Source organism: Halomonas campaniensis (assembly GCF_002211105.1).
In the GTDB taxonomy this organism is placed as follows: Bacteria; Pseudomonadota; Gammaproteobacteria; order Pseudomonadales; family Halomonadaceae; genus Vreelandella; species Vreelandella campaniensis_A.
In genome coordinates this window covers 1-13,293 of the sequence record NZ_JPUA01000016.1, presented here as the reverse complement: position 1 = coordinate 13,293, position 13,293 = coordinate 1, and the positions used below count along the sequence as shown (strand labels likewise).

Sequence of the window (13,293 nt, the reverse complement as noted above, 5' to 3'; positions counted from 1 at the left end):
CTCAGTAAAGCGCTTTGTCGTTATCACGAATGAACTGCTCATTCAGACGACCGCGCATGACCCAATAACTCCAGGCGGTGTAAAGCAGTATCAACGGCACGAAGATACACACCACCACGAACATGATCTTGAGCGTTAGCTCACTCGCCGTGGCATCCCACATGGTCAGGCTATGGTTAGGGTTGAGCGACGATGGCATCACGAAGGGGAACATCGTCACGCCCGTGGTGACCACCACCATGGCCATGGCAACCGCCGAACTGGTAAATGCCAGCGCATGGCGTCCCAACTTCATGGTCAGCGAGCAAAGTACAAAGCTTAAAACGCCCACTACTGGCAGTAGCCATAACAGCGGGAAGCGGCTGTAGTTGGTCATCCAGCCTCCAGCGCTGACGGCGACGATCTTGCCAGTGGTATCGTTGTAGCCCTGGGTGTCGATGACACTGGTGACCTGGTAGCCATCAATACCCAGTAGTAACCAAACCCCACCCAGCACGAACAGTACCGCGCACACCAGTGCCGTCAGGCTGCCGATGGCGGCACTACGACTGCGCAGCGCGCCCTCGGTTTTGAGCTGCAGCCAGGCCGCTCCATGGGTAACAAACATCAGCAGGCTCAACAGCCCGGCCAAGAGTGCAAACGGGTTCAAAAGCCCCAGCAAGCCACCCTGATACTCCAAGCGCAGATAGTCATCGAACTGGAAGGGAACACCCTGGAGAAGATTGCCAAAGGCGACACCAAAGATCAGCGCGGGCACGGCGGAGCCGATCGTCAGCCCCCAGTCCCAGCGACTGCGCCAGGTGGGGTTGTCCAACTTGGAGCGGTAATCAAACGCTAAAGGGCGCAGGAAAAGCGCGAACAGCGTTAGCATCAAGGCGAAATAGAAGCCGTTGAAGGCCGTTGCGTAAACCGGCGGCCAGGCGGCAAACAGTGCGCCTCCCGCGGTCACCAGCCAGACCTGATTGCCGTCCCAGTGAGGCGCCATGGAGTTGATCATCACCCGACGCTCTTCGTCGCCACGGCCGACTAGTTTGAGCAAGGTGGCAACGCCCATATCGAACCCATCGGTGACTGCGAAGCCGATCAACAGCACGCCAATCAGCACCCACCAGACAAACCTAAGTGTTTCGTAGTCCATCATCATGCCTCCCGGGCGGGGGTTGGGAGTGGATAGTCAGCATCGGCGTCATCATCCAGGTAACCGCTGCCGGATGGCCCCTTGCGGGCAAAGTGCTGCATCAACCACATTTCGATAATGACGAAGGTGGTGTAGAGGATGCCGATGGCAATCAGAGTAGTGAGTACCTGCTCCGCCGTTAGGCTGGAGATAGCCAGGTGCACCGGAAGGATCTCGCCGATGGCCCAGGGCTGGCGACCATACTCGGCCACGAACCAACCCGCTTCAGAGGCGATCCAGGGCAGCGGCAGGCTGAATAGCGCAAAGCGCAATAGCCACGGGGACTTCTCTGGCTGACGGCGCACGCTATGCCAGAAGGCCAGTGCGAACAGCAGCAGCATGCTAAAACCTGCCGCTACCATGGCCCGAAAAGACCAGAACAGCGGCCAAACCTTGGGAATCGACGCCTCTACGGCCTGGTTAATCTCGGCGGCCGTCGCATTGGCCACATCATCGCTATAGGCGCTAAGCAGCAGCCCATAGCCTAGATCGCTGCGCACCTCCTCGAACCGAGCCTGATCCCCTTCGCGCGCCTCACCACTGCGCAGGCGCTGCATAAGGGCATAGGCCTCCTGGCCGTTGACGATACGCTCGCGGTGCTCCTCTTTAAGCTCGCGAATGCCCATCACTTCGGTATCCAGCGAGCGCGTGGCAATCAAGCCCATCACGCCAGGGATGCGAATGGCAAAGTCGGTGTGCTGTTGCGCCTCGTTGGGTAGCCCGAATAGGGTGAAGGCTGCCGGTGCGGGATGGGTTTGCCACTCGGCCTCAATGGCGGCCAGCTTGACCTTCTGGACATCCCCCAGCTCATAGCCGGACTCATCGCCGAGGACAATCACCGACAGCACACTGGCCAAACCAAAGGCAGACGCAATCGCGAAGCTGCGCCGGGCAAAGGCAACTTCGCGGCCCTTGAGCAGGTACCAGCTTGAAATCGCTAGTACAAACACCGCGCCGGTGACATAGCCCGCGGACACGGTATGCACAAATTTGACTTGGGCGACGGGATTGAGCAGCACTTCTGCAAAGCTGACCAGCTCCATGCGCATGGTGGCAAGGTTGAGCTCTGACCCCACCGGATGCTGCATCCAGCCATTAGCCACCAGAATCCACAGGGCTGACATATTGGTTGCCAACGCCATGAGCCAGGTAACCGCTAGATGCTTCTCTTTCGACAGCCGATCCCAGCCAAAGAAGAACAGCCCGACCAGAGTCGACTCAAGGAAGAACGCCATCAAGGCTTCTATCGCCAGAGGCGCGCCGAAAATATCGCCGACATAGTGAGAGTAGTACGACCAGTTGGTGCCGAACTGAAACTCCATGGCGATACCGGTGGTGACCCCCAGCGCAAAGTTAATACCGAACAGCTTGCCCCAGAACTTGGTCATCTGACGATAAATGGTCTTACCGGTCATCACATAGACCGACTCCATGATCGCCAACAGTATCGACAGCCCTAGCGTTAAGGGTACAAACAGGAAATGCACCATCGCCGTAAAGGCGAACTGCAACCTGGATAATTCAACAATGTCCATGAGTGACTCCCGATGGATAGCGTAAACACACCCCTCGCCCCACCGGGAAGCCGCTCATTGGCGCTCACCCAGGTAAAGCGATGGGTATAAGGTTATGCCTCCACCCGAGCCAAAAATTTGATCCTGGTCAACTCCTTATCTGTGCACTGCGTAGTTGCGACAAAATGCCCTCCTAGTGCGCCTCATCCCAATTGGCGCCGCTCTCGGCTTCTACAATCAGCGGTACTTTTAGCTCTGCCGCGCCCTGCATGCGTTTTTGAACCTGCTCGATAAACGCCTCGACCTGCTTCTCGGCAACCTCAAACACCAGCTCATCGTGCACCTGCATGACCATCAGCGCGTCGAACTCGCCTTCTGCCAGCCACCCATCCACGTCGATCATCGCCTGCTTGATGATATCCGCTGCGGTGCCCTGCATCGGTGCGTTAATAGCGGTGCGCTCGGCGCCTTGGCGACGGTTACGGTTTTGCGACTGGATTTCCGGCAGGTAGAGCCGCCGACCCAGCACGGTTTCGACAAAACCATCTTCCGCCGCCTGGGAACGGATGCGCTCCATATAGCGGGCCACGCCAGGGTAGCGGTCAAAGTAGCGGTCGATGTAGGTTTGTGCCTGATTACGCTCAATATGCAGCTGGCGGGACAGCCCCCAGGCGCTCATGCCGTAGATCAAACCGAAGTTAATCGCTTTGGCGCTGCGGCGCTGGTCGCCCGACACCTTCTCAAGGGAGGTGCCAAACACTTCCGCCGCGGTGGCGGTATGGATATCGCGCCCCTCGGCAAAGGCTTCCAGCAGGCCTTTATCCTCAGAAAGGTGCGCCATAATGCGCAGCTCGATCTGCGAGTAGTCGGCAGCGACGATGCGGTAGCCGGGACGGGCAATAAATGCCTGACGAATTTTGCGCCCCTCTTCGGTACGGATAGGGATGTTCTGTAAGTTGGGATCCGACGACGACAGCCGCCCGGTAGCGGTAACCGCCTGGTGGTAGCTGGTATGCACCCGGCCGGTAGCTTTGTTAAGCAGCCGCGGCAGTTTGTCGGTGTAGGTGGACTTAAGCTTGGCCAGCCCCCGGTGCTGCATAATCACCTTGGGCAGCGGGTAATCCAGCGCCAGCTCTTCCAGCACGCCTTCGGCGGTAGAGGGCGCGCCTTTAGGGGTTTTCTTGAGTACCGGGATTTTCTGCTCTTCAAACAGAATTTGCCCCAACTGCTTGGGCGAACCAAGATTAAATTCCCGCCCAGCCAGCTCAAACGCCTCGCGCTCTAATTCGCCAATGCGCTGCTCTAACTGCTGGCTCTGCTTGTGCAGTAGATCCGCATCCACGGCCACTCCATTACGCTCAATGCGCGAGAGCACCTTGATCAGCGGCAGCTCGATATTATCCAGCACCTCCGCCAGGCGCCCTTCGCTTTCGACCTGGGGACGCAGCGTTTGCTGCAGCCGCAGGGTAATATCGACATCTTCGCAGGCGTAAGGCGCCGCTTGTTCCAGGGCTATCTGGTTAAAGGTCAGCTGCTTGGCGCCCTTACCGGCAATCTCTTCAAAGGAGATGGTCTTTTCACCCAAATACTTCAGCGCCAGCGAATCCATATCGTGGCGGGTGGCGGTGGAGTTGAGCACATAGGAGGCCAGCATAGTGTCGGCAAACGGGCCCGCCACGGAAATCGCATAGTTGGCCAGCACCGAAATATCGTACTTGAGGTTTTGGCCAATCTTGGTTTTTGTCGGGTCTTCCAGCAGCGGTTTTAGCGCCGCTAACACAATTTTGCGGTCAAGCTGCTTAGGCGCATCCAGGTAGTCGTGGGCAAGCGGGATATAGGCCGCCTCTCCTGCTTCCAGCGACAAGCCGACGCCGACGATTTCTGCATCCATATAGTTGAGGCTGGTGGTTTCCAGATCAAAACAGAAGCGTTTGGCGTTGTGTAGCCTATCCAGCCAGCGCTCAAAGTCTGCCTGTTCGAGAATGACGTGATCTTCACGCGCACTCCCATGGGCAGATGCCTCCGCGCCCTCCAAATCGTTATCGTCAGCGCTGGCGGGCGCTGGCTCGCCGCCTTTAACGTCATCCACGCCTTCGTCTTTACCTTCCAGTAACTCACCCAGCCACTGGCGGAACTCCATCTCTTTGTACAGGGTAACCAGCGCTTCGCGATCTGGATGGGCAATATCCAAATCATCCAAGCCCACCGGCAGATCGCAGTCGACTTTAATGGTCGCCAGTTGATAGGAGAGGAATGCCTGCTCGCGATGCTCTTCAAGCTTTTTAGGCAGCGTTTTCGCGCCCCGGAAAGTAAGCGTTTTTACTCGCTCTAAATCACCGTAGATGGTCTCCAGACCGCCGCCCATGCCTTGCAGTAGGCCAATCGCGGTCTTTTCACCCACACCGGGCACACCAGGAATGTTATCGACCTTGTCCCCCATCAGGGCGAGAAAATCGATAATCAGTGCGGGGGGCAGGCCAAACTTTTCTTCTACCCCTGCCTCATCCAGGGTTTCATCCTTCATAGTGTTGACCAGGGTGATATGGGCATTGACCAACTGCGCCATGTCCTTATCGCCGGTGGAGATTACCGCGTCGCGACCCGCCTGGGTGGCGTGATGTGCCAGCGTACCAATCACATCGTCCGCCTCCACGCCTTCGATGCACAGCAGCGGCAGGCCCAACGCTTTTACGCAGGCGTGCAGCGGCGCAATTTGGCTGCGCAGGTCATCGGGCATGGGCGGGCGGTGGGCTTTGTAGTCGCTGTACATCTCATCACGGAAGGTTTTACCCGGCGCGTCAAATACCACCGCCATGGGGCTGTCGGGATAATCCTTGATCAGCCGTTTGAGCATATTCAACACGCCTTTCACCGCGCCCGTCGGCTGACCATTGGAGGTCGTTAGCGGCGGCAGCGCATGGAAGGCACGGTACAGATAGGAGGAGCCATCTACGAGGACGATCGGAGCGCGAGCCATAACCAAGTTCCATTATTGAAAAATTGCTAAAATGAGTTGCTACCATGATACCCGCTGCGCAGGCTGCCTGCAGAGTCAAACTCTCCTCTCTTTCATACAACTCTTTCTTTCATACAACTCTTTCTTTCATACAACAACGCTGCCAACTCAGCGACCAAGCCGCTACAATAATGGGCTTAGCAACCTGGGCGAGACTCTCATGGCTGTATTTACCCCGCTTAGCGACGCACAGGTCGCCGCGTTTTTAGAAAAATTTGATGTTGGCAGTTTCGTTTCCCTACAGGGGGTGGCGGGCGGCACCGAAAATTCGACCTTTTTTGTCACCACCGACCGCCGCGAGCTGGTGTTAACCCTGTTCGAACAGGGCGAGCACGCCGAGCTGCCGTTCTTCGTTGAACTGCTCGACTATTTAGACGAACACCGCCTGCCGGTGCCCGGCACTATTCACGACCGTGAAGGCATCGCGCTGCATAGTCTGGAGGGCAAACCGGCGCTGCTATTCCCGCGCCTGCCTGGCCGTCATCCGGAAGCACCTAATCTGGCCCAATGCCGTGCCTTAGGCGATACATTGGGTCGCCTGCACGTGGTGTCGAAGCGCTTCCCCGGCCATCGCCCGAACCCCCGGGATCTGAACTGGCTGCAGGTAATGCACCACAAGGTGTTGAGCTACCTGAGCCCCGCGGATCAAACGCTGATGAAGGATGAAGTCGACGATTTCGAAAGTGCCTTTACGCAGCACGATGAGCTTCCCCAAGGCGCCCTTCACGGTGACCTGTTTCGCGACAACACCCTGTTTGAGGATGACCAGCTTGGCGGCATTATCGACTTTTACAATGGCTGCACTGGCGACCTGCTGTTTGATCTGGCGATCGTGATCAACGACTGGGCCTCTAACGACGATGGCACACTCCACCCTGAGCGCTACAATACCTTGTTGAGTGCCTACCAGGCACGCCGCCCATTAACGGCGGATGAACGGGAATTGTGGCCCACCATGCTACGCATGACAGCCCTGCGCTACTGGCTGTCTCGCCTGCTGGTGGTCTATGTTGATCCACCGGCCCACGACTTGACGCCCCACGACCCGGAGCGTTTCCGTACCATTTTAAACGCGCGCATTGCCCACGGTGCACTGCCGCTACCTGAGGTTTCTGCATGAGTGTGATGGCAACGACTAGCCCTGCCCTTCGCGCACGGCGCACCTGGAATATCGATCAATGGGGCAGCGGCTACTTCGACGTAGATGATCACGGCCAGGCCCTGGTACGTCCACTGGGTAGCGATGCAGAAGGCCCAGCGCTACCGCTTAGCGGCCTGGTGCGCCAACTGCAAGCAGCCGGGCTGCGCCTGCCGGTGCTGGTGCGCTTTAGCGATATACTTCACGACCGGGTCGAGCAGCTATGTGGTGCGTTTGATGCCGCCATGAGCGACTGCGACTACCAGGGCGGCTACACCGCCGTTTACCCGATTAAAGTGAACCAGCAGCGCCGGGTGGTGGAAGAGATTCTGGCCACCGCCGAGCGCGGCAGTGGTCGCGTGGGGCTGGAAGCGGGCAGCAAGCCGGAGCTACTGGCGGTGCTGGCACTTTCCGACGGCGGCTCCTCGCTGATTGTGTGTAACGGCTACAAAGACCGCGAGTATGTGCGCCTGGCGCTGTTGGGGGAAAAGCTTGGCCACAAGGTCTACTTGGTGGTCGAAAAGCTCTCCGAGCTGCAGCTGATTTTGGAAGAGGCCCGCGAGCTGGAGGTTACGCCCCGCATAGGCCTGCGCGCCCGCCTGGCCTCGGTGGGTAAAGGCAAATGGCAGAATACCGGTGGCGAAAAATCCAAGTTCGGCCTCACCGCCAGTCAGATACTTGAAGTCGTCGATACGCTGCGGGTCGAGAATGCGCTGGAGAGCCTGCAACTGGTGCACTTCCACCTGGGCTCCCAGATCGCCAATATTCGCGACATTCAGCGCGGCCTGCGCGAATGCGCGCGCTTCTACCAAAACCTGATGGAACTGGGTGCCCCAATTGACACGGTGGACGTCGGCGGCGGCTTGGGGATCGATTACGAAGGCACTCGCTCGCGCAGCTTCTGCTCGGCCAACTACTCGATGCGTGAATACGCCCGCAACGTCGTCAGCGCCTTTGCCCAGCTATGCCAGGAGGCGAACCTGCCACAGCCACACCTGATCAGCGAATCGGGGCGCGCACTGACCGCTCACCATGCGGTGTTGATCACCAATGTGATTGGCGAGGAGCGTATCGACGACACCCCACCGGAGCGGCATTCTCAAGAAGACACTCAGGTTGAGTTACTGTGGCGGGTATTTGAGCAACTAGCAACAGCACAAGAGCCGCGCATGCTGGTCGAGGCGTGGCACGACCTGCTGCAAGCGGTGAGTGAGCTGCAGGAACGTTTTGTAATGGGGTTGAGCGACATTACCGCCCGGGCCGAAGGCGAGCGGGTCTATATGGCCGCCTGCGCCCGGCTACGCACTCAGCTCGATACCCGCAACCGCGCCCATCGCGAAATTATGGATGAACTCGCGGAGAAGCTCGCCGATAAACTGTTCGTCAATTTTTCCCTGTTCCAGTCGGTGCCTGACGTTTGGGGCATTGAGCAGATCTTCCCGGTGCTGCCCCTTAGCGGGCTCGATCAAGCGCCCACCCGGCGGGCAGTGATTCAGGATATAACCTGCGACTCCGACGGCCGCATCGACAGCTATGTCGATGGCCAAGGCGTAGAGAGCACCCTGCCGCTTCCAGAGTGGGCTTCAGAGGATGAACGCTGGCTGGGATTCTTCCTGGTGGGCGCCTATCAGGAGATCCTTGGCGATTTGCATAACCTGTTTGGCGATACCGATTCCGTCGACGCCGCACTCAATGCCGATGGCGAGTGGACGCTCTCCAACCCATTGGCAGGCGATTCCGTGGCCCAGGTGCTGGCCTACGTCAACTTCAATGCCAATGTACTCAAGCAGAAGCTCACCGACCAGCTAGCCGCCAGCGGCTTCTCTGCCGATGAGCAGGCCCGCTTTGCGGCCAGTTTAAGTGAAGGGCTGGAAGGCTATACCTATCTTGAATAACCTGTCTTGAATGACCTGTCGTAAACAGCCCAAAAAGAAACGCCACCCGTGGTTAACGGGTGGCGTTTCTATTGATGACGATAGCGAATGCTTGTGGCAGGCTATCGGCTTCACTGCTTGCGCATTAATGGGTTAGTTACTCGACGACGCTGGTCTCAATTTCCAAACCGCCGGTCAAGGTTAAGCGCAGTGATGAACCGCGAACCAGTTCCCCAACGCCAGAAGGCGTGCCGGTTAGGATCACATCGCCCGGCTCCAGGGTGAAGTGACGGCTCATTTCAGCCACCAGCGTGGGAACCGCAAAGATCATATCGGAACCTTCGCCGTGCTGACGCTCTTCCCCATCAATTTCAAGGGTAAACGCCAGCGCATTCCAGTTGGGTACCCGGCTTAGCGGCAGAAACGACGAAAGCGGGCAGGCGCCATCAAACGCTTTGGCGATTTCCCAAGGGTGCCCCTTCTCTTTTAGCTTGGTCTGTACATCACGCAGCGTTAAATCCATCGCCAACCCAATACCGACAATCGCGCGCTCAGCTTCATCCAGGGTGGCATGAGTTAATGTTTCACCCACTAACAGCGCAAGCTCAACTTCATAATGCACGTCACCACGTGAAAAGGGTGGATCCAACGGTTTGCTCAGATCCACAACGCTGGTCGACGGCTTAATGAACAGCAGCGGCTCAGTGGGAACCGGATTATCCAGCTCTTTCGCATGGTCGGCATAATTACGGCCGATGCAGACAACCTTGCCCAGCGGGTGGGGAAACTCCTGGCCATCGGTAAACTGTGGAACAAAACGCATGGCGGGTATTCTCCTTCTCATTATGCGTGCCGCATTCGCAACGACAGGCGCAACAGTTTACCCCACCTAAACGAAGGTTCCACACCCTTCGGCCATGAATTTGTTTCCCCACTGCTGGTTAGCGATACTGCTTAGCCTGCTGATCAGGGCTATGAGCCAAAAAATCCGGCCGCTGCTTAGCCGCCGCGTACGGCGCCCGGCAGCGATTGTCTTGGCGGTTAAACACGAAGAACACATTACTACGCGGGTCGGGAGAAAGGTTCGCGTTCGAAGCATGCAGGGTATTGCAATCAAACAGCAATAAGCCACCCGCCTTACCTTTCGGCGCTTCAATCCCGTGTTCCGCCACTAGCTCAGTTAACGCTTCTGGGCTTGGCACGCCCACCTCCTGAGCTTTCAGAGAGCTTTTATGGTTATCTTCTGGCGTTTCACCCAGGCAGGGCACAAACTTTTTGTGCGAACCGGGAATCAGCATCAACGGGCCGTTGAACTCGTGGTTGTCGGTTAAGATCAACGAAGCGCTAACCGCATGCATTGCGGGCATGCCGTCTTCCGCGTGCCACGTCTCAAAATCGGAATGCCAGTTAAAGCCCTTACCGGCAAACCCAGGCTTGTAATTAATCCGCGACTGATGCACGTAAGGATCGCCGCCAATGATTTGACGGGCCGCGCCCGCAACACGCTCATCGCTGGCCAGTTTGCCCAACCGCTCAGAGAGAAAGTGCACCGCAAATAGCGAGCGGATCTCCTGGCTCTCTGGCTCAGTTACGCTGAAGTCCTGATTGAGATACTCATCGTTGCTCATCAGCGCCGTCATTTCCTGGCGCAGCTCATCAAGCTCTTCGCCTGAAATGAGGTTGGGAATAAACAGAAATCCCTTACGCTCAAACTCATCGAGCTGCGCCTGGCTTAACGGGCCGGAAAGCTGGTGCCCCTTGACCACCGCATCTTGGCGCGGCAGCCAGGTTTGTGCAGGGGGTGTGGCTAAGCGCGATGGGTAGGCATCCTGTACCTGTGCGCGCTGAACCTGCGTACTGTGAACGTCCTGAGTAGTGTGAACGTTAGGTGTATCGGCCATTTCGCTATATTGCTTATGGGCGGTTACAGCATTTAGCGGTGTGCTTTTGACTGTCATCTAATCCACTCCTTGTATGATTAGGTTTCAGATCGAACATATTGCACGTATAAAGATTAGCGTACATATAAATAAGAGAGCACGGTTGTAACGTCGTGCAGGAAGTAGCCTAGACGACGTGAATTTTCCCGCAAGGCATGATTTCCCGTTTGATAACTTAGGTTACGTGAAAAAAATTGAACGATGCACCCATAACTTATGTTAAGTCATGAGTTAACCTACGCATCAGCTGAGTAACTTACCACCTCAACATTAGTCCTTTCAAAATTTAAATTTTTATTAGACTTCCGTAGATCAAGCCCTCATCAAACCCTGTATATTTAGTCAATAGCTCTGGTTGTAACAAATCAATTGAGTTCCTGGTCTTCCGAATCATTTTCTTCTGCTCTAGTGCAGTCATGCAACGGCTAACATGCACACTAGTAATTCCCAACAACTCACCCACTATCTCTTGTTTAATTGGAAGTGAGATTACGTTTGAATCAATCATTTCTTTGAAATGATATCTGGCATACACTTCAAGCAGGAAATGGGCAACCCGCTCTTCTGCCTTATGATGTGTACAACTTCTCAACCTTTCAATGATAATATTATCATTAACCATTATATAAAAAACTACTGCTCTTTTTACATCTGCATATTTCTCAAATAGATCATGCAAATTATTAACAGAGATCCTATCTAGCTGACAGTCTTGCAAGGCCAATATTGTCATATCATTATTTTCGAAAAAGCTTTCACGAACACCTACAATATCACCAGGCATATATACATTACAAATCCCCTCTCCTCGGCTCTTAACCGAATGGCATAAGCTCACCCACCCCTTCTTCACTACAAATGCTTCCGCTCTCTCTTGGTACAAAGAGCGTAATTTTTGATTTTTTCTTAAAGCTACACTTTCAAGCTTAATACAAGATAGCTGCGTCAAAGCTTCAGCCTGAAGATCACCATAACGACTTAAAATATTACCTAAGTTGATAAGCTGAGATAAATCAACTATCACTTCAGATGGCTGAGCATAACGACCTTTCCTTTTCGAAATTCCGTTTTGCATATCAATCACATAACCTGTCATTTCTACATTCCTTGTAGTTAGACAAAAGGCATACACTCAATTATGCACGCACAATGCACTCGAACTTACCATTTATGTGCAAACAAATAATATAGTCAACATTTAGAAATACCGCAAGAGCCATCTATTCAAACACTAAAAAAGCACATAGCTCCAAAAACACGCAATAAGTGACTTATCGGAAATCAAAGCCAGGCAGCCAAGCAATAAAATTTCAACATAATCAACAAGCGCACGGCAATAAAAGCTTAACAGAACACTTATAAAAAACCCTGACAACATGCCAGGGCTAAATATTTACTATGCGAATAATCAAATAAGCCATTCGACTTAAATAATCATCTAATCAATTGAACATCTCATTCCCTTCAAAAAAATTTATACAGTTAGCGAGATAAATGTGCCTTGATGAAATAGTGTCAAGCTTAGCAGTATCTACTACATCTGCTCATTTTGAGCCCCTGAGTTTGGAGGAGCTTTACCTAGTTTCGCCTCCTGACCTTCCGGTTCAGGCTGATCCATGACTGAATAATTGCTCTTTCCATCCAGAGAGGGGCCTTCTGCCCAGCGGCCCTTCGGCGCCTTTTTATCGAGTAGGGTATTCAAGTAATAGTAAGAGTGCTGCATTGCCTCATGATCTTCTGGAGTCGAATTCGGAATGGGAAGCTGCGCTTGCATGCCACCCAACTCTTCTATGACGGCCAACCACTGCTGTTGATGGTAGGTGTCTCGAGCGATCAGGAACGATAAGAAATCCTTCATGCCATGATCGTCAGTCCAGTTATATAGGCGTGATGCAAGTACCCTGCCCCCAGCTTCCGCAGCCACATTGGCTAGCATGTCGGCACCAATATTACCGGTGGCATAGACATGGCTCATATCAAATGGGACACCATTCGCATTGACCGGCATCGCTGAAAGTCCTGAGGATAATAGGTGCCGTGGGTTGGCACCGCCCAGAATGGCATTCATTACCGGATCTTTTGCGGTCTCTTCTTGATAAGAGAGGGGCGCTCCTTCAAGGTTAAGCGCGACTGCATGACCTAGCATTTCGATATGCGATAGCTCTTCCGTTGCGGTCGACATCAGCATATCGCGGATACGGTCATCGCCTCGGGCGCCCATCGCTTGGAAGAAATACTGCATCGCAACGCGAATTTCACCTTCAATTCCACCTATCGCCTGCTGAAGCAGCATGGCAAATTGGGGGTTAGGCTTATCGACTTTTACCGGATACTGCAGTTTTGCGGAATGATGGAACATTTTAAATTCTCCTTAGTGAGCTACCAGAGAATCCTTCCACTGGCAGATATCTCATGGGTTATCTTTAAATTTATCAATGATTTAAAACCACTAAATTCATCGAACTTAGATAAAACACCATACAGATCGAACACTAATGAGCATAGCTTACGCCTCCCTTCTATCAAGCCAGAAGAGATAGAAAATAAAATATTTAACTTACATTAAAACCTGGATTCATAGAATAACCGCAGCACTTTGGATCACACAGTAGAGGAAGGAGGGCCAGCGCCGGT

Annotated in this window: 9 protein-coding genes; 2 read left to right on the top strand and 7 right to left on the bottom strand. The window is 54.4% G+C overall.

Annotated features, from left to right (window positions below; translation table 11 throughout):
- Position 1: 1 nt before the first annotated feature.
- The 3 genes from cydB to polA form a co-directional block, all read right to left on the bottom strand.
- A complete protein-coding gene (gene cydB, locus JI62_RS06115; RefSeq protein ID WP_088699312.1) occupies positions 2 to 1,144 on the bottom strand; it encodes a cytochrome d ubiquinol oxidase subunit II in 1,143 nt (380 codons plus the stop codon).
- Positions 1,141 to 2,712, bottom strand: coding sequence for a cytochrome ubiquinol oxidase subunit I (locus tag JI62_RS06110; RefSeq protein WP_088699311.1), 1,572 nt, complete (start codon positions 2,710 to 2,712; stop codon positions 1,141 to 1,143). The genes cydB and JI62_RS06110 overlap by 4 nt, the downstream gene beginning before the upstream one ends.
- 172 nt (positions 2,713 to 2,884) lie before the next feature.
- Complete coding sequence (polA, locus tag JI62_RS06105) at positions 2,885 to 5,668, bottom strand: DNA polymerase I (RefSeq protein ID WP_088699310.1); 2,784 nt, start codon at positions 5,666 to 5,668, stop codon at positions 2,885 to 2,887.
- A gap of 199 nt (positions 5,669 to 5,867) precedes the next feature.
- Between polA and JI62_RS06100 the strand changes: the two genes are divergently transcribed.
- Both JI62_RS06100 and speA read left to right on the top strand, forming a co-directional pair.
- Positions 5,868 to 6,827, top strand: coding sequence for a homoserine kinase (locus JI62_RS06100; RefSeq protein ID WP_088699309.1), 960 nt, complete (start codon positions 5,868 to 5,870; stop codon positions 6,825 to 6,827).
- Positions 6,824 to 8,740, top strand: coding sequence for a biosynthetic arginine decarboxylase (gene speA, locus JI62_RS06095; RefSeq protein ID WP_088699308.1), 1,917 nt, complete (start codon positions 6,824 to 6,826; stop codon positions 8,738 to 8,740). The genes JI62_RS06100 and speA overlap by 4 nt, the downstream gene beginning before the upstream one ends.
- 136 nt (positions 8,741 to 8,876) lie before the next feature.
- On the opposite strand, the gene JI62_RS06090 is transcribed toward speA, so the two are convergent.
- The 4 genes from JI62_RS06090 to JI62_RS06075 form a co-directional block, all read right to left on the bottom strand.
- On the bottom strand, positions 8,877 to 9,542 hold the full coding sequence (locus tag JI62_RS06090; RefSeq protein ID WP_088699307.1) for a fumarylacetoacetate hydrolase family protein: 666 nt from the start codon (positions 9,540 to 9,542) through the stop codon (positions 8,877 to 8,879).
- Positions 9,543 to 9,660: 118 nt separating this feature from the next.
- Positions 9,661 to 10,677 carry an ectoine hydroxylase gene (thpD, locus tag JI62_RS06085; RefSeq protein WP_088699306.1) on the bottom strand — a complete coding sequence of 339 codons (1,017 nt, stop codon included), beginning with the start codon at positions 10,675 to 10,677 and terminating at the stop codon, positions 9,661 to 9,663.
- 268 nt (positions 10,678 to 10,945) lie between these two features.
- On the bottom strand, positions 10,946 to 11,755 hold the full coding sequence (locus JI62_RS06080; RefSeq protein WP_088699305.1) for a Crp/Fnr family transcriptional regulator: 810 nt from the start codon (positions 11,753 to 11,755) through the stop codon (positions 10,946 to 10,948).
- 438 nt (positions 11,756 to 12,193) lie between these two features.
- Positions 12,194 to 13,018 carry a manganese catalase family protein gene (locus tag JI62_RS06075; protein WP_088699304.1) on the bottom strand — a complete coding sequence of 275 codons (825 nt, stop codon included), beginning with the start codon at positions 13,016 to 13,018 and terminating at the stop codon, positions 12,194 to 12,196.
- Positions 13,019 to 13,293: the final 275 nt, after the last annotated feature.